Raw genomic sequence first — 17,414 nt, 5'->3', positions numbered from 1 at the left:
ATTAGGTGAAATAATGGATAAACTCCAAGATGGAAATAAAAATAATAAAAAACTTAAGAATATGGTAAATTATTTAAAAAATATCCAAAATAATAAAATTTACAAAATATCGGTAATACTCATATTGATACTTTTATCTGTGGTATTTTTGATATTAGGATTATATTATGGGGGGAATTCTAAAACAATATCTATAGACGATGTTACAAACTTTGTAATCCACCAATCAACTGGCGATATGTTTAAAGATACTCTACTGAAAGAAGTTCGATTTCCGCAGGTATTTGGGGCAATTGCAATAGGAATAACTCTTGCAGGTAGTGGTTTAATGTTGCAAGTATTATTTAGGAATTTACTGGCTTCTCCATATACTACGGGTATATCGAGTGGAGTTTTACTAATGATTTCATTTGTAATTTTTATAGATTCCTTTTCAAACTTATTAAATGCCTTTGAAACTTCAAATGTGCTAATAGCGGGTTGGATAGGTGGTATGATTTCAACGGTGGTGTTGATAAGCATAGCTTTTAAGGTAAAGGAGTCAAACAGCGTAATTATTATAGCACTACTTGCAAGCTACTTATTCAGTGGTATTAGGTCCTATTTAATCAACAGTGCCGGCGGTCTTGCTGTTGACGAATATTTTGGTTTCGTAGTGGGTAATTTATCTAAATTAACATATAATGCAGTACCTCCAATGGCTTTTGCCACGATAATATTTATTATTGCGTCATTATTCCTTATTAAGCCATTAAACGCTTTAATTTTTGGGGAAAATTATGCAAAAAGTTTTGGATTGAATATAAAGAAAGTTAGGATAGTAATTTTAGTTTTAACTTCATTTGTAGTCGGTTTAATAATTCCATATGTAGGTTTAATGGCTTTTGTAGGTATATCTGCCCCTTATTTAGCAAGACCTTTGCTTAGAACGTCAGATAATACGTATTTACTCCCTGCAAGTATGTTAATCGGTATTTTATTAATGTTAGTGTGCCATATTATTACATTACGTTATTATTTGCCATTTCAATTATTATTCGACATTAAAACGGCTTCTGTGTTGCCAATAAGTGCAGTTTTAGACGTAGTTGGCGGTTTAGTAGTGATATATTTGATAATGCAGGGTGAAAAGAAATTGGTTTTATAATCCATATTAGTATTATTACTATTACTATTACTATTATTATTATTATTATTATTATTTTTTATTTCTTATTTCTTATTTCTTATTTTTTATTTCTTATTTTTTATTACCCCTTATTTTCTTAGTTTATTATTTTCATCGCATATTATTTATATGAATTAATAAATAGTAAAATAGTTAAAAATAATTACATCTAATTTGTATTTTTCAAAATCATACAATTTTTAAAATTTATATGCAGTAATGCAAGCAAAAACGGTGAAACAATGTTCGAGATTAAAGCACGTGATGCAATGGCAAGACTCGGAGTAATCAAAATAAACGGAAAAAAAATAGAAACTCCAACAATAATGCCCGTAGTACATCCAAATCCAAAAAAGCAGACAGTACCAATTGATTTAATAAATAAATTGGCTGACGTAATTATTACAAATTCATATATCACATATACAACCCCCGAATTAAATGAAATTGCTTCTGAAAAGGGTATCCACGAATTAACCAAATTTAAGAATGTAATCGTTACAGATAGCGGTTCTTTTCAACTAAGCGTTTATGGAAGTGTAAATGTTCAACCTATGGAGATTATAGATTTCCAGGAAAAAATAGGGGTTGATGTAGGTACTATTTTGGATATACCAACACCCCCGGACGTTTCATACGAAAGAGCAAGCAGAGAATTAGATGAAACCATTATTCGTGCAAAAGACTCACTTGCAAGAAGGGAAGAAATGGATTACAAATTAAAATTAAATGGTACCATTCAAGGTTCTACACATATGGACTTAAGAATAAAGAGTGCTCAAGAAATGGGTAAAATGAACTTTGATATATACCCATTAGGTGCAGTAGTGCCACTTATGGAACAATATAGGTATGGTGATGTCGTAGATATTATTTTAAACTCCAAAATACACTTACCTTCAAACAAGCCAGTTCATTTATTTGGTTGTGGACACCCTATGTTATTCGCACTTTCAGCTGCTTTAGGCTGTGATTTGTTTGATAGTGCAGCATACGCACTTTACGCAAAACAAGGACGTTATTTAACTGTCGATGGTACAAAACACCTCGATGATTTGAAAGATTTAAAGAATTTCCCTTGCCAGTGTCCAATATGTTCACAATACACGCCAAAAGAATTAAATAAGATGTTTGTAAGCAAGAACAAGGATGAAAGGAAAGAAGCTGAGAGACTTTTAGCCGAACACAACTTATACATAACTTTTGAAGAACTCGATAGAATTAAATTTGCCATCAAAGAAGGTAATTTATGGGAGCTCGTAGAGGAGAGATGTAGGGCACACCCTAAATTAATGGATGGATTAAGAAGAGTTTCAAAATATATGGAATTTGTGGAAAAGAACGACCCAGTTTCTAAAAAGTCAGGATTTTTCTACACAGGATTTGAAAGTATGTTTAGACCTGAAGTTTATAGGCATAAACAGAGGTTAAACAGGGTGCAAATGGATAAAATATATCTTACAAATGTGTCAAGTACTGTAAGGAAGCCATACAGTGAAAATTTACCAAATATTGAGTGTGATGTGGACGTACTCATAAAAGACCCCGTATTTGGTTTAGTACCGATGTATATCGATACAATGTACCCATTATCACAGAATGAAGTTCCAGAATTGTATGATTATGAAAAGAAATTTAATAATGAATTTGTAAGTAATTTTATGAGTAAAATTGAAGAAGAAAGCCCTGAAAAACTTATGGACATCCATACGTACAATTACTATACCAACCATTCAAAAACCAAATTTGAAAAGACTAAAGAAACACTCTACGCACACAAAGATAATTGTGATTTAACCAGATTAGACAAAATGTTGCAATATCAATATGGTCATAAAATCTTTGATAATGAAATAATGGATAAATTAATTACTAAAAGAAGTAAAACCACTAAAAGACTTAGAAATGTAATGTGGAAGGATACAAAGGAAGTTTTATTCACTGTAAGGGCAAGTGATAACTTTTTAATACCTGCAAAAGAAGGAGCTAAGTTATTACACGAAAAGATACCTGCACCATTCCACAGAGTGGTAATAGACCCAAGTGTTGAAGAATTTGCAAAAGATGGTAAATCAGTTTATGCAAAATTTGTAATTGACTGCGATAAGGAATTAAGACCTTATGAGGAAGTTTTAGTCGTTAATAAAGAAGATGAATTATTGGCATTTGGAACTACCCTTTTAAATGGTAAAGAACTCCTTGAATTCGATTATGGCGTAGCGATAGATGTTAGAAATGGGGTAAATAAGTTCAATAAGTCCGATAACTAAAATAATATCATAAAATAACAATATATAATATAAAATAATAAAATAATTAAATAATTAAATAAAATAATAAATTCTATTTTTCATATTTTTTATGGAGTATAAATTGATTATACAAATAAATTAATAATATTTTCTCGATAAATTATTATTCCTGCCATAAATAAAAGTGCTAAAAGCCAAAAAATCAACGTAAATATTGTAAAGGTCTTAGCTTTCTCTTTTTCCCACCATTTATATGGTGTTATCCCATATACGAAGAATAAAAGCACTGAACAGAAGTTAACTGCCACAATATTCATAATAAACAATATCATTATCGGCAATGCTTCTAAATAGTATCCTGCACCCAACATAAGCCCAAAAGCTACTAATGGGGGTATTAAAGCGACAGCAATCATAACTCCTACAACTGATGAAGAAATTCCCGAAATTAAAACGGATAAAGTACCAATAATACCTGCAGAAAGTGCAATTAATACATTATAAAGACCTAAATCCATTCTTGAAGCTATTTGAGGATATTCGGGAGTTATCGGTATAATGTGCCCTAAAAAGATGGAAAATATTAAAACTAATGAAACTCCTAATATCAAGTTTTTTAAGGATTTTTTTGCAAGTTCAAAGTCAGCAACAGAAACTGAGAACGATAATGCAATATTTGGACCTAAAAGTGGTGCAATTATCATTGATGCAATAATAATGGCCACATCATTTTTCCACAATCCAATTGATGCCACAATTGCAGACAATATTAACATTAAAATGTATTCTTTAGTTATTTTTGAAAAATCTTCCATTTTGGAAAGTATTTCTCCTCGAGTGAATCTTTCAGTTAATTTTTCTTTTTTATCTTCGTTATTAGTTTCATTAGATTCTTCTTTTTCTTCCTCTAAAAGACGAGGGTATGTACTTGTAGGACTTAATGTAAATATCCTAAAGTTTGAGCCTCCGTATGCTGTAGACAATTCATCTGTGATACTTTCCGCACAGCTTAAGGTAGTCAATATTTTTATAACCGTTTGGTTTCTTTCTTCATTTACACTACTCCATATTATTTTATCCAGTGATTCTTCAGATACAGAACTTTCAAGACCTGCAAATATTCCTTTTGGGACATAACACTCAATAAGCCTAAGTTTCATATTAAAACCTTTATATCTTTTACTTTTTATTTTTACTTTTTACTTTTTACTTTTTATTTTTTATTTTTTATCATATCTTAATTTAATTTTTTTAGTTTAATTTTTCCATATTATTTTATCATTTATCATTTATGGTATTTTAAATATGTTAAATATTTTAATTATTTAGCTATTTAATTATTTAGCTATTTAGTTATTAATATAATTAATACCTATTAATTATTAAAATATCAAATTTGATAAACTATATATACAAAATATGGATAATTTATATCTTGTTAAATACAAAAATAGTATTAAAAAATCTAATAGCATAGAAAAATACAATTAACAATTTGATTAATTATTAGGTAGATAGCATGAAAAAAAATTTATTTTTAGTATTGGGTTTAATTTCATTAACCCTATTATTAAGTGGTTGCGTTTCTAACGACGGTGGCGCAACTACTGGCGAAAAAACTGTTTTAACTGTTTATAGTTGTGGAGGACCTACTGAAGCACTAACTGAAGTAAATAAAGTTTTTGAACAAAAATATGACTGTAGAATAGAGTTTACTGGTGCCAATGCTGGTAAATTAGAAAAAGCTCTCGAAGCAGGCGCTTATGCAGATGTATTTTTGCCAAGAACAATGACATTCTCTCAACAATTGGTAAATTTAAGTCTAATGAATCCCGATTATAAAGTATACCAATTCACAGACTGGGTAATTATTACCAAAAAAGGCAACCATAAAAACATTACTTCATTAGCTGATTTAAATAGGTCTGATGTAATTGTTTACACGGACTCAAAGTCATCAATATCTTCTAAAAAGGCAATGATGAGCCAATCAGAACTTATGGATTCAATATATGGAAAATCCGCAAAAGATTTCGATTGCTATAAGAAAATGCTTTTAGAATTCGAAAATAGCGATGCAGATGCTACATTAGTTGAAAGAAGAATTATAACATTACCTGAAGTTGCAGGTAAGTATGAAGTTATAGAATTACCAAGAGACTATATGACTCCCCAAATAGGTATTTTCACAGTGGGCGTAATGAACTACACAAAATACCCTGAATTAGCATATGATTACCAGAATTTCGTTTTAAGCGACGAAGCTGAACAAATATTGGTTAAACACGGATTTGTACCTGTAAATTTCGAAGAAGGTCAACAAATTTATAAAGAATATTATTCAGATTATTTGAAATTGAATGAATAATGGTGATATTATTATTATTATTATTATTATTTTTAATATTTCAATTTTCAATTAATTTTAATTAATTTTAATTAATTTTAATTCTTAATTCTTAATTCTTAGTTTTTAATTTTTTAAACATATTTTATTTATGTATTTTGTTTTAATGTACAATTAAAAACTGTAATTTAAATTATGGTAATTTGTAGCGTGTAATAATGAATTCAAAAGATGATAAACCCGAAACTAACTCTGAAAAAAATAAGTATACTAACAAAGATATAAAATCTCTAAAGAAAAAATTATTATTAAAAAATATGTATACGAAATTAATTAAATATGGAATTTTTTTAGTTTCAATACCTTCCCTTGCAATAATCGTATTTAGATGTCCTTACATTGTTCCTTTTGTTGTTTGCGATATGTGTCCCGTAGTGGATTGTCCTTCGAGACATTTAAGAAAGCCTGTTTTTGCATTAATTCTTGGATATCTTGCTATTACGAGAGTAGACTTCTGTGGGAGAGTTTGCCCCTATGGAACTCTTAATGACGTATTATACAAGATAAGGACAAAAATATTCAAAGGTAATTTTAAAACAAATAAAGAATATAAAATAATATTTAATGTAATCAAATACTTGATATTTACTTTTGCAGTAATTGCACTTTTAATGGGCGACCCAAGGTTTTACAGCCCCATTAGAACAGGTAGTTTATTAAATTCAATATGGATTACGCTAATTTCAGGCAATAATGCTTATTATGGTAGACTTTACCTCATATTATTAGGTTTAGTTTTGAGTATGATAATTGCAAGATTTTGGTGTAGGTACATGTGCCCCTACGGTACGGGAATTCAAGCTCTCAAAAAATTGTATCGAAAAGTAATTAAAAAAGAAAATAATAAAACTAAGGAAAATAAAGAAAATAAAGAAAATAACGCTTGTAGTAAATGTACGAGTTGCAAAAAATAAAATAATAGAATATAATGTCCAAATATTCAAATATTATGAATATTTTTTCTATTTTTTTAAAATAATTAATATTTTAAAATATAATCCCTTATTTTTATGTTATTTATTATTTACTTGTTTAATTATAATAGTATTTTAAAAAAATTGTAATATACTGTGATATATCCGGAAATAACGCTTTTAATTCAATTTATGCCATAATTATATATATAAAAAGATTTATATTTATCTCAGTGAAATATTACAATATATTTAAATATAATATGCCAAAATATTAGATATGCAATTTATATTAAATAACTTAAATGTATCAAATAATACATTTAATCTTCATTAAGCATAATTAAATCAATTTTATTCCATATATTAATTTTAAATTAACATAAACCGAATTTAATAATATAATAATATAATACTGTAAATAAATGTAAATGCGAGTGATAATATGCAAGTACTTTACGAAGCTGACGCAAACTATGATAAATTAAAAGGCAAAACAATAGCAGTTATCGGATACGGTAGCCAAGGTAGAGCTCAATCATTAAATATGAAAGAGAGCGGTTTAAACGTAATAATGGGTTTAAGAGAAGGCGGTGCATCCTGGGAATCTGCTAAAAAAGACGGCCACGAAGTATACTCAATCGAGGAAGCTGCAAAAATGGCTGACGTTATACATATATTAATACCTGACGAAATCCAAGGTAATGTATACAATAGCCAAATAAAACCTTATTTGGAAGAAGGCAACACATTAAGCTTTTCACACGGTTATAATATCCATTTTAACTACATTGTAGCACCAAAAGGTGTTAATATAACAATGGTAGCTCCTAAATCACCTGGAAAAATGGTAAGAAAAACCTACGAAGAAGGTTTCGGTGTACCTGGTTTAATCTGCATCGAAAAAGACGAAACTGGCGAAGCTTACGATATTGCATTAGGTATGGCAAAAGGTATCGGATTAACAAGAGCGGGAGTTATTCAAACAACATTCAGGGAAGAAACAGAAACCGATTTATTCGGTGAGCAAGCTGTTCTCTGTGGTGGCGTTACTGAATTAATCAAAGCAGGATTTGAGACACTTGTTGAAGCAGGATATGCTCCAGAAATGGCTTACTTTGAAACTTGCCACGAATTGAAATTAATCGTTGATTTAATCTACCAAAAAGGATTTAAAAATATGTGGCACGATGTAAGTAATACTGCGGAATATGGTGGACTTACCAGAAGAGAAAGAGTAGTTACAAAAGAATCAAAAGAAGCAATGAAGGAAATCTTAAAAGAAATCCAAGATGGAAGATTTACAAAAGAATTTGCTCTCGAAAACCAAGCTGGAAAACCTCACTTAAATTCAATGAGAAGATTAGAAGGAGAATTACTCATCGAACAAGTAGGTGCTGATTTAAGGAAAAAATGCGGTTTAGAAAAAGAATAAAATAGTTTTACATATAAATTTACATTTTACATTTTTATCCTATTCTTTTTCTAATTTTTTTAATATATTACATTTATATATTTGAATATATCATTAATTAAATAAATATTAATAGCATAATTCAAATATATTTTATTTATAACAATGAGGGATAAAATGATGATTTCAAACCAGGGAATGCAGAAATCAAATTCAAATTTAAACTGTGATTGTGGCTGTAAAAACCAAAGATGTACAAGTAAGTCAAAAAATTCAAAAAAACAACAAAAGGAGAAAATACTTTTTGTGTGTGCACATAATAAAAGAAGGAGCATAATGGCAGAGAGTTTTGCAAAATATGAAGGTTTAGATGCTTATAGTGCAGGATTAGAAAAAGGGGAAAATTACGAAGTAGATGAAATGGTAATTTTAGTTATGGATGAATTAGGATTGCCCGTTAAACAAAAATCAGACACTATTGACGAAATAATGGACAAAATAAAAGGGGTAGATATACTTATAACTATGGGTTGCATAGGTGCTTGCCCATACGTACCTGCAAAAAAACATATTGCCTGGGAATTTGAAGACCCAAAAGGTAAAGATATTCATTTTTATAGAAAAATACGTGATGAAATTGAAATAAAAGTTATAGAATTATCTGAAATTCTAAACGAGTATGAATAATCGTTTAAAAATAAAGATAATTCATTATTATAATATCTTATTATCTTATTATCTTATTATTTTATTATTTTATTATTCTATAATATTATATTACATTATATTACATTATATTATTATTTTTTACCCTTTCCAGCTGATTTTTTAGTGGATTTTCCTTTTTGATTATTTTCCTTTTTTGGTGCGCTTGTACTTTTATCGTTATTTTTTTTACCTTTTACCATATTAATCACTTCTTTTTTTGGTTTAATGTATGTTATGTGGTTATTAATAAATAAATTATATATTATGATGGTTTTTTTAAATATTACCAACATAATTTTATTAAATTATCATATAACTATATAAATTTATCTGTTTTTAAAAATTAAAAACATTATAAGCTTAAATTATAAATTTATAATCTAAATACCATTAAATACTTGATTAATTTATATAATATCCCCACATTCTTAAATTAGAACCCTTATATTATCCATTGGATACATAACCTTTTTTAAGACTTAATTTTAGAAAATAAATATTAATATTACTTTTTCGGGTATTGTTTTTTATTTTGATTTTTTAGCATATAATTTATCCAGTATGTGAATAATAGAGAGTATTATACAGTTGTATAATAGAAGAATGTAAACATCAATCCATATATTATATATATACCTATATAGTGTCGAGGTGTAATAATATGATAAACATGGAAACTGGAACAAATAAGAAATTTGCAGACAAAATCATAGAAGCAGGAAACCCAGTACCTGGGGAAGATGTGATTGAATCATTCAAAGCGTGCTACCAATGTGGTACTTGTACAGGAAGTTGCCCAAGTGGTAGAAGAACAGCTTACAGAACAAGAAAAGTTATAAGACAAGCTTTATTAGGAATTGAAGACGTTTTAGACAGCGATGACATCTGGAAATGTGTAACTTGCTACACATGTTTTGAAAGATGCCCAAGAGATGTTAAAGTTACGGAAGTTATCAAAGCATTAAGAAACTTAGCAGCTCAAAAAGGCAATATGGCAAAAGCTCACAAAATGACAGCTTTATACGTTTTAAAAGCAGGACACGCAGTACCTGCAAATGCTGACACAGCAAAATTAAGAAAATCAATCGGATTATCAGAAAAAGCTCCTATTGCACAATTCAGCGAAAAAGATATGAATGAAATTCAAACTATCGCTAAAGAATTAAAATTCGATGAATTAATCGGATTTGATTGGGAAACAATGTCATTAAAAGAATAATTAATGATTTAAATACTTTAAAATTATTAACTTAAAATTATTAACTTAAATTAAATTATTAACTTAAAATTATTAAATTCCCCACAAATTTAGTAATTAAATACCATATGGCTATATTTAAGAATGGTATAAAGATTTTAGAAAACCAAATCGAATATTAATATTAAAACACAGGTGATTTTATGAAATACGCATTTTTCCTCGGTTGTATCATGCCAAATAGATATGCAGGTGTGGAATCAGCTACAAGAACAGTAATGGATAAATTAGGCGTTGAATTAGTAGACCTCGAAGGAGCTTCCTGCTGTCCAGCTCCTGGGGTATTCGGTTCATTCGACCAAAAAACATGGGTTACATTAGCAGCAAGAAACTTAGTACTTGCAGAGCAAAAAGGAACAGACATCGTTACAGTATGTAATGGATGCTACGGTTCATTATACGAAGCAGCGCATATGTTGCACGACAACAAAGAAGCTTTAGAATTCGTAAACGAACAATTAGCAAAAGTGGGTAAGGAATACAAAGGAACTACACACGTAAGACACTTTGCAGAATTAATTTCAAAAGAATTAGGTGCAGAAGCTATTGCTGAACAAGTTGTTAAAAATTTAGGTGCTATAAACGTAGGTGTACACTACGGTTGCCACTTCTTAAAACCAACCAACGCAAAAGGTTTAGGTGCAGCAGAAAGACCTACAATGTTAGATGAATTAGTAGAAGCTACCGGTGCTAAATCAGTTGCATACAAAGACAAAATGATGTGCTGTGGTGCAGGTGGTGGTGTAAGAGCTAAAGAATTAGATTTGGCTTTAAGTATGACCAACGAAAAATTAGAAAATATGGTTGAAGCAGGCGCTGACTGTGTTGTAAACGTATGTCCATTCTGCCACTTACAATTTGACAGAGGACAAATCGAAATTAAAGAAAAAATGGGTAAAGAATACAATTTACCAGTTCTCCACTTATCACAACTCTTAGGTTTAGCTATGGGAATGGACCCTAAAGACTTAGCTTTAGACGTTCACCAAATTTCAGTTAAACCATTATTGGAAAAATTAGGATACTAATTTAATTAAGTATTTTAATTATTCTTTTTTCATTATTTTATTAAGTTATTACTGACTTTTTTAGAATTTTCGATGATTTCTTCAACTTTATTTATGTATTCAAGCGATTTAAACCGTAATTCTTCAACAGTTTTATTTGAAAAATTTAAAGTAGTTGAGTAGCTTGCTTTTTGACGTTCAGCCTTTAAGTCAGCATAAAATAACAAATCTTCTTTATTAAGTGCTAATTCGTCAATAAAATATATATCATCAGAATTCAATTTATCAGAGTAATATTTTATTAAAAATAACAATGTAGCAGTGTGATTTTTAGAAATGTACCCTTTTAAGCAAACTAACGCAAGACTTGCGTGATAAACAGCATAGTAAAGTCCAGTAATCTTCCAATCGTTAAATTCAGAATCTTCATCTTCCATAAGGTGATTTACAAACTCTAAATTGTGATTTGTCTTTTCAATATGTGCACCTACCAGTGTTTTTGCATTACTGAATTTTCCGATTACTTTTTCTCGTTTGTATTTTCTTAATTTGTAATTTAATTCTTTTTCATTGTCAAAATAATTTGTAATCATAAACATCATAAAACACCCCCGTTAACCTCTAAAATATGCCATAATATTTTTGATGCCCCAATATCGGAAACCCTGTTTTTTTAGCCTGTTCAAGTACGTGGTCTACATTACCGTACTTACCCCCAATACCATCTAAATTTGTATATTTCGCATAATTGTCGTAATTTGTATAAAATATACTTAACGGATACATTGATTTAGAATTAGCTTTTTTTTTAGCTTTTTCAATTAAAACTCTCATTTCTTCATCGTAAAGTTTTTGAAGTTCTAAATTTTCAAAACTACTGATTACAACCAATAAATCGATATCGCTCCCACGTTGCTCTTCCATTCGAGAAGCAGAGCCAAAAAGAATTATAAAATCAATGTTTTTTGGACATTCCTCAATAAATTTACGCAACGGCATTTTAACATTTCTATGTAAATTTTCAAATTTATCAATATCAAAACTGATAAATTTTAAATAGTTAAATTTATTGTCTGTTAATTTATAATACGTATTAGATTTTTCCTTAATTTTTTCAATAAGTCCATCTTTTTCCATTTTTGAAAGAGAATTCTGTAAAGAACTATGAGAAAGCCCCGTAAGTTCCCTTAATTCGCTAAAATAATGAACTTGGTTTTTTTCAAATCCAATTCCCGATTTTTGATTATAATATGCCCAATATATTTTGTCAACAGCTTTCATAATAGTATATTATATTTATTTATCTATATATATTTTTGCCAATTTATGGCACAATATTGCCAAAAGGTGGCAAATAGCATACGGAAAATAAAAAATAAATAAAAAATAAATAAAAAATAAAAAAAATAAAAAAATAAAAATTTTATGTTAATTTAAATAATCAATAATTTTATCAGCGACTTCTTTTGTAGTAAGACAGCCACTTAAATCTGCTGTAGTATTTCCCTCAAGGAAAGCACGTTTTACAGCGTTTTTAATCGGTTCACTATCTATTTTTAAGTAATCAAGCATCATAGCACAGCATAACATTGTTGCCATAGGATTTGCAATTCCTTTACCTGCAATATCTGGAGCAGAGCCGTGAACTGGTTCAAATAACGCATATTTATCCCCAATATTTGCAGAGGGTGCTAAACCTAAACCACCACCTAACGCAGAAGCCTCATCTGAAAGGATATCTCCAAATAAATTGGTAGTTGCCATTACATCGAATATTTCGGGAGATTTTATAATGTACATTGCAGTAGCGTCCACTAAATAATCGTTAGCTTCAATCCCATTGTATTTTTTATCTTGTGCAATTTCTTCAAAAGTTTTTAAAAATAAGCCATCTGTGATTCTTAATACGTTAGATTTGTGTATACAGGATACTTTTTTTCTATTGTTAGATTTTGCATACTCAAAAGCAAATTTTATAATTCTTTCACTACCTTTTTTAGAAATTTTCCTTTTAGCGATTGCAAATTCATTTTCTTCGTCGTAATATTCGTCTTTTATGTATAAACCTTCGGTATTTTCCCGAATTATCACAAAATCAATATTTGATTTATAATCAATTGTTGGTCTAACGTTTGCATATAGGTCTAATTCTTTTCTAAGGGTTAAAATAGGGCTTTTATATGATTTATTAAGTTCTTCGCTTATTTCCGTTGGTTTAGGTGATGTAATTGCCCCAAATAAAATTGCATCACACTCTTTTGCAATTTCAATTGTTTCGTTAGGTATAGCGTTTCCATTGGTCATTAATTCTGTTAAACCCGCTTTTGCTTCAATAAATTCAAAATGAATTGATTTTAATATTTTTTCATAAGCTTTTAGCATTCTCACGGTTTCATCTATAACTTCTACGCCTATACCGTCGCCTTTTATCACGCATATCTTAAAATTTTTTAAATTACCCATAATATCATCTAAATTATTTTTATCGTTTTTATTCGCATTATTGTTCTTATTCTTTTTTTCTTTTAATTTATATTATTTATCATACGCATATTTTATATAAATTAGTACGTATATACTATTTTAATCAATAATCACTAATCTATACGAAATAATCAATTCATTACGAATAACAGCGACAGCGGTGAAATTATGGAATCAATCAATTATGAAATTAATCACGCAATAGAGCATATGCTCGAAAATAACTACCCGAGAAAGCAATTCTGGAATATGGACCTTCAAATACCCGATTTAAAGGCAGGGATACGAGCAGGAGACGATTCTATAATCATAGGTAATAAAGTATACAATATGGAAGGACCTTATCCATTAGTACTCGGTTCTAAAACTGCATTAATCCATACGTCCTGTGATATCGTAGCTATGGGTGCTAAACCGATATTTGCAATGGATTCAATCCAAGCAAAACCTGAAGAAATCAAAATGGTCATAGATGGACTAAAAAAACAGTCCGTGGGTCTTGATATTCCAATAATCGGGGGAAACACGCAAACAATCGAAGAATTAAAGTCTTGTGTAAGTGTAATGGTTCACGGTGAATTAATAAGCGATAAAATAATATATGACGCCGGTTCTAAGTCTGATGACGTTTTAGTCATGTTAGGACACCCGATTGAGGGTGATATCGGAGAAAGGGCACAAAAAGCTAAAAATAAGTATGATACATTTTTAGAAATCCTAAAGAATGATGTAGAAATCCATGCGTGCAAAGATGCTTCACGAGGCGGTTGGCTTTGTAATTTACTTGAAATGATTTTAAAGGCAAAAGTCGGTGTTGAATTACATTCAATACCTTACCCGAGGGCTACAAGGTATTTAGGCACGTATATAATCGCAATGCCTGAAGAAAGTTTAAATGACGTTTTAAAAATTTCTTTAGAAAACAGATGTCCAATTACAAATTTTGGAAGAATAACTGAAGAAAAAAGTCTTTCAATTGGAAAAGAAGAATATATTGATAAAATTAAGATGACAGAATTGATTAGAAGCTTCCCTTATAAAAAATAAGAATAAAAATAAGAATAATGCTAAGATTAAGGCTAAGACTAAGGCTAAGAATAATGCTAAGACTAAGAATAAGACTAAGAATAAGACTAATAAAAAAAGTAAAGGTGTATTATGGTATTATCATCAACATTAAATCCTAAAATTGAGGGCGACATAAATAATTTAGTAATTGAGTTAAATTCAAAAAATAACAAAAATAATCAACTTATTGGCAAAAAATTACTTGAAATTTTGCAAATTATAGGATTATCTCGAAAATCAATTAATAAATTTGATAAAAATAAATATATCCTCGTAAATAATAAATATATATCCTTAAAATCAAAAATAAAGGATAACGAAACAATAACCATTTATTTGGGGAAAAACATCGAAACAGATGAAAATTTAATAAATAATACCGAATTGGATAATACCCCTATGGATATAATGTATGAAGATATGGATATTTTAGTAGTTAATAAACCTAAAAATATGGTTGTACACCCTACGAAGACCATAAAGTCTGGAACACTCGCAAATGCAATAATGGATTATCAAAATCATAACAAAAGTGAATCAGAACGTTTTAAAATTAGATTTATCAATAGAATTGATATGGATACCACAGGAATCGTTTTAATCGCTAAAAATTCATTTGCGCACCAAAAAATAGCTAATCAGTTTCAGGGCTGTATGAAAAAGGAATATTTGGCTGTAATATCTGGCAATATGGATGTTGATAACTTAGATACTAACTTAAATAATAGCTTAGATACCGAATTAAATAACAATTTAAACGATGAGAAGTATAATTTACCCCTTAATTTACGTTTAAAAATCTATAAAGAAAATAATTCCAAATTTTCAGTGATTATATTTGATAGAGATACTGATGAATTAATAGAGCATACAAATTTTGAAATTATCAAAAATACTAAAGATACTAAAGATAATAAAGATAATAAAGATACCGAAATTTCCAACAATTTTACTTTAATAAAAGCTTCATTAATAACTGGTAAAACTCACCAAATAAGGCGACATTTGGCTTATTTAGGTTTTTCGATAGTAGGCGATGAATTATATACTAATAACAACGAATTAAACGATAATTTTAAAAATTACAGTTTAATGCTTCACTCTTACAAAACAACTTTTATACATCCAAGAACAAATGAATTAATAGAATTAATTGAAGAACCTCCAAAAGATTTTAAAATTTTACTGGGTGATGATTTTGAGCTATGAATATCAAGAAAAATATGGAAATAGCTATATTCTAAAAAATTGTAAAATTTATGATGATAAAGTTGATAAATTTTTTATTAAAGATATTGAAATAATTGAGGGTAAAATTTCAAAAATCGAAGATAGTAATATTGCTAATAATAAGGATAATACTAATAATAAGGATAATACTAATAATAATATTAATATTAATACTAATACTAATACTAATACTAATAAAAACAATTTACCGCTAATCGATTTAAACGAAAAATTAGTAATTGGTGGGGTAATAGACGCCCACGTTCATTTTAGGCACGGTAATGAAGAAAAAGAAACATTTAAAACAGGTTGTGAAGCTGGTTTAAATGGAGGGGTTTGTTTTGCGATAGATATGCCAAATAGCAACCCTCCAACGATTACAAAACAACTTTTTGATGAGAAAGTGCAAAAGGCAAAAGGGGATAATTGCGCAATTAATCTATATTTTGCATATGGTATCACGGAGAATAATTATATGGATATCGTAGATGATGCAAAATTCTACAAAATTTTTATGGTTAAATCAGTCGGAGAATTGTTTATAAACGACTATTACAAATTAAAAGAGATTTTAATGCAAAATAAACTTTTTGCAATTCACGCAGAGCATAAAAATTTTATTGAAGAATTCTGTGATAAAAATAATAAAACCGATGAAGATGGTAAATTTAAATTCATTACGCACTGTAGAATGAGAGACAGATACAGCGAGATAAATGCCATTGATGAAGTTTTAAAAGTTTTATACGAAATTGACAATGAAAAATGTGTAATAAACAAGGAAATAACTCCAAAAGTACATTTTTGCCACGTGTCTACTAAAGAAGCCTTACTTTTGATAAAAAAAGCAAAAGAAACTTTAAAAAATGTAGTAATCACTTGTGAAGTTTCACCCCATCATTTAATATTAAATGAGGAAATGGCAGAGGATTTAAAAGGAATGGGTAAGTTTAATCCACCCCTCAGAACTAAAATGGATAATTTAGCATTAATAAATGGCATAAATGACAAAACAGTCGATATTATTGCTACAGACCACGCACCACATACTTATGAACAAAAAATGAAAGATAATATTATGGAGTGTCCTTCTGGTATCGGAGGTATTGAGACTCTTGTACCAATAGTTTTTGATTTAGCAAAAGAAAAAAAGATTAAATTAGAGGACGCCATTAAAATGGTGTCTGTAAATCCTTCAAAGATATTTTCTATAAATAACAGTCTAAATGTAAGTAATATGGCGAATATTACTGTAATTGATTTGTATGACAATACTATAGTAAACGCCTCTGAATTTAAATCAAAGGCTAAATTTAGTCCTTATGATAATATGATTTTTAAATGTAAAATATATAGTACAATAATAAATGGAAAATATTATAAGAATTATTAAGACTAATTCTTATTTTTAAATTTTTTGATATGGCGTATCATTATGTTATTAAATTTATTATGGTTATTTTTATATTTTGGGATATTTGAGCAATATTTTAATATTTTGGCA

At 28.8% G+C, this 17,414-nt stretch carries 15 protein-coding genes; 11 read left to right on the top strand and 4 right to left on the bottom strand.

The window, feature by feature from the left end:
• Positions 1 to 13 precede the first annotated feature (13 nt).
• Positions 14 to 1,147 (top strand): FecCD family ABC transporter permease, encoded by a 1,134-nt coding sequence (locus J3E06_RS04990; RefSeq protein WP_013180190.1) that lies wholly within the window; start codon positions 14 to 16, stop codon positions 1,145 to 1,147.
• 263 nt (positions 1,148 to 1,410) lie between these two features.
• Positions 1,411 to 3,438 carry a tRNA guanosine(15) transglycosylase TgtA gene (gene tgtA, locus J3E06_RS04985; protein ID WP_013180189.1) on the top strand — a complete coding sequence of 676 codons (2,028 nt, stop codon included), beginning with the start codon at positions 1,411 to 1,413 and terminating at the stop codon, positions 3,436 to 3,438.
• A 107-nt stretch (positions 3,439 to 3,545) separates the two neighbouring features.
• Here tgtA and J3E06_RS04980 read toward each other — a convergent pair whose 3' ends face one another.
• Positions 3,546 to 4,580, bottom strand: coding sequence for a TIGR00341 family protein (locus J3E06_RS04980; protein ID WP_013180188.1), 1,035 nt, complete (start codon positions 4,578 to 4,580; stop codon positions 3,546 to 3,548).
• Between the two features lie 359 nt (positions 4,581 to 4,939).
• On the opposite strand from J3E06_RS04980, the gene J3E06_RS04975 reads away from it, so the two are divergent.
• From J3E06_RS04975 to hdrB, 6 genes are all read left to right on the top strand, one after another.
• Positions 4,940 to 5,788 carry a substrate-binding domain-containing protein gene (locus J3E06_RS04975; RefSeq protein WP_013180187.1) on the top strand — a complete coding sequence of 283 codons (849 nt, stop codon included), beginning with the start codon at positions 4,940 to 4,942 and terminating at the stop codon, positions 5,786 to 5,788.
• A 197-nt stretch (positions 5,789 to 5,985) separates the two neighbouring features.
• Positions 5,986 to 6,741 (top strand): 4Fe-4S binding protein, encoded by a 756-nt coding sequence (locus tag J3E06_RS04970; protein WP_013180186.1) that lies wholly within the window; start codon positions 5,986 to 5,988, stop codon positions 6,739 to 6,741.
• Between the two features lie 445 nt (positions 6,742 to 7,186).
• The gene (gene ilvC / locus J3E06_RS04965) at positions 7,187 to 8,176 is read left to right on the top strand and encodes a ketol-acid reductoisomerase (protein WP_013180185.1); all 990 of its coding nucleotides are present in this window, start codon (positions 7,187 to 7,189) and stop codon (positions 8,174 to 8,176) included.
• Positions 8,177 to 8,332: 156 nt separating this feature from the next.
• A complete protein-coding gene (locus tag J3E06_RS04960; RefSeq protein ID WP_013180184.1) occupies positions 8,333 to 8,842 on the top strand; it encodes a low molecular weight phosphatase family protein in 510 nt (169 codons plus the stop codon).
• Between the two features lie 682 nt (positions 8,843 to 9,524).
• Positions 9,525 to 10,082, top strand: coding sequence for a CoB--CoM heterodisulfide reductase subunit C (gene hdrC, locus J3E06_RS04955; RefSeq protein ID WP_013180182.1), 558 nt, complete (start codon positions 9,525 to 9,527; stop codon positions 10,080 to 10,082).
• A 182-nt stretch (positions 10,083 to 10,264) separates the two neighbouring features.
• A complete protein-coding gene (gene hdrB / locus J3E06_RS04950; RefSeq protein WP_013180181.1) occupies positions 10,265 to 11,149 on the top strand; it encodes a CoB--CoM heterodisulfide reductase subunit B in 885 nt (294 codons plus the stop codon).
• Between the two features lie 32 nt (positions 11,150 to 11,181).
• Here hdrB and J3E06_RS04945 read toward each other — a convergent pair whose 3' ends face one another.
• The 3 genes from J3E06_RS04945 to aksF form a co-directional block, all read right to left on the bottom strand.
• A complete protein-coding gene (locus tag J3E06_RS04945; protein WP_013180180.1) occupies positions 11,182 to 11,730 on the bottom strand; it encodes a hypothetical protein in 549 nt (182 codons plus the stop codon).
• Positions 11,731 to 11,749: 19 nt separating this feature from the next.
• Positions 11,750 to 12,409: a nucleotidyltransferase domain-containing protein gene (locus tag J3E06_RS04940; protein WP_013180179.1), complete on the bottom strand. Its 660-nt coding sequence runs from the start codon at positions 12,407 to 12,409 to the stop codon at positions 11,750 to 11,752.
• A gap of 147 nt (positions 12,410 to 12,556) precedes the next feature.
• Positions 12,557 to 13,591: a homoisocitrate dehydrogenase gene (gene aksF / locus J3E06_RS04935; RefSeq protein ID WP_013180178.1), complete on the bottom strand. Its 1,035-nt coding sequence runs from the start codon at positions 13,589 to 13,591 to the stop codon at positions 12,557 to 12,559.
• A 189-nt stretch (positions 13,592 to 13,780) separates the two neighbouring features.
• Here aksF and J3E06_RS04930 point away from each other — a divergent pair, with 189 nt between their 5' ends.
• The 3 genes from J3E06_RS04930 (at position 13,781) to pyrC (ending at position 17,303) form a co-directional block, all read left to right on the top strand.
• A complete protein-coding gene (locus tag J3E06_RS04930; protein ID WP_013180177.1) occupies positions 13,781 to 14,659 on the top strand; it encodes an AIR synthase related protein in 879 nt (292 codons plus the stop codon).
• A gap of 111 nt (positions 14,660 to 14,770) precedes the next feature.
• Entirely contained in the window at positions 14,771 to 15,889 is a 1,119-nt protein-coding gene (locus J3E06_RS04925) for an RluA family pseudouridine synthase (protein ID WP_013180176.1), read from the top strand.
• Positions 15,873 to 17,303 carry a dihydroorotase gene (pyrC, locus tag J3E06_RS04920; protein ID WP_013180175.1) on the top strand — a complete coding sequence of 477 codons (1,431 nt, stop codon included), beginning with the start codon at positions 15,873 to 15,875 and terminating at the stop codon, positions 17,301 to 17,303. Before J3E06_RS04925 ends, pyrC begins: the two co-directional genes overlap by 17 nt.
• Positions 17,304 to 17,414 lie beyond the last annotated feature (111 nt).

Origin of the sequence: Methanococcus voltae, from assembly GCF_024807655.1 — an archaeon.
Classification (GTDB): Archaea; AGJL01; Methanococci; order Methanococcales; family Methanococcaceae; genus Methanococcus; species Methanococcus voltae_D.
The sequence above is the reverse complement of the archived record's forward strand: the minus strand, read 5'-3'. Positions and strand labels throughout refer to the sequence as shown.

Excerpts from the sequence above, each read along its gene's own strand:
- J3E06_RS04945 (WP_013180180.1), bottom strand. The coding sequence starts at position 11,730 with ATGATGTTTATGATTACAAATTATTTTGACAATGAAAAAGAATTAAAT.
- tgtA (WP_013180189.1), top strand. The coding sequence starts at position 1,411 with ATGTTCGAGATTAAAGCACGTGATGCAATGGCAAGACTCGGAGTAATC.
- aksF (WP_013180178.1), bottom strand. The coding sequence starts at position 13,591 with ATGGGTAATTTAAAAAATTTTAAGATATGCGTGATAAAAGGCGACGGT.
- J3E06_RS04960 (WP_013180184.1), top strand. The coding sequence starts at position 8,333 with ATGATGATTTCAAACCAGGGAATGCAGAAATCAAATTCAAATTTAAAC.
- J3E06_RS04980 (WP_013180188.1), bottom strand. The coding sequence starts at position 4,580 with ATGAAACTTAGGCTTATTGAGTGTTATGTCCCAAAAGGAATATTTGCA.
- ilvC (WP_013180185.1), top strand. The coding sequence starts at position 7,187 with ATGCAAGTACTTTACGAAGCTGACGCAAACTATGATAAATTAAAAGGC.
- J3E06_RS04990 (WP_013180190.1), top strand. The coding sequence starts at position 14 with ATGGATAAACTCCAAGATGGAAATAAAAATAATAAAAAACTTAAGAAT.
- J3E06_RS04940 (WP_013180179.1), bottom strand. The coding sequence starts at position 12,409 with ATGAAAGCTGTTGACAAAATATATTGGGCATATTATAATCAAAAATCG.
- J3E06_RS04930 (WP_013180177.1), top strand. The coding sequence starts at position 13,781 with ATGGAATCAATCAATTATGAAATTAATCACGCAATAGAGCATATGCTC.
- J3E06_RS04975 (WP_013180187.1), top strand. The coding sequence starts at position 4,940 with ATGAAAAAAAATTTATTTTTAGTATTGGGTTTAATTTCATTAACCCTA.
- pyrC (WP_013180175.1), top strand. The coding sequence starts at position 15,873 with ATGATTTTGAGCTATGAATATCAAGAAAAATATGGAAATAGCTATATT.
- J3E06_RS04925 (WP_013180176.1), top strand. The coding sequence starts at position 14,771 with ATGGTATTATCATCAACATTAAATCCTAAAATTGAGGGCGACATAAAT.
- hdrC (WP_013180182.1), top strand. The coding sequence starts at position 9,525 with ATGATAAACATGGAAACTGGAACAAATAAGAAATTTGCAGACAAAATC.
- hdrB (WP_013180181.1), top strand. The coding sequence starts at position 10,265 with ATGAAATACGCATTTTTCCTCGGTTGTATCATGCCAAATAGATATGCA.
- J3E06_RS04970 (WP_013180186.1), top strand. The coding sequence starts at position 5,986 with ATGAATTCAAAAGATGATAAACCCGAAACTAACTCTGAAAAAAATAAG.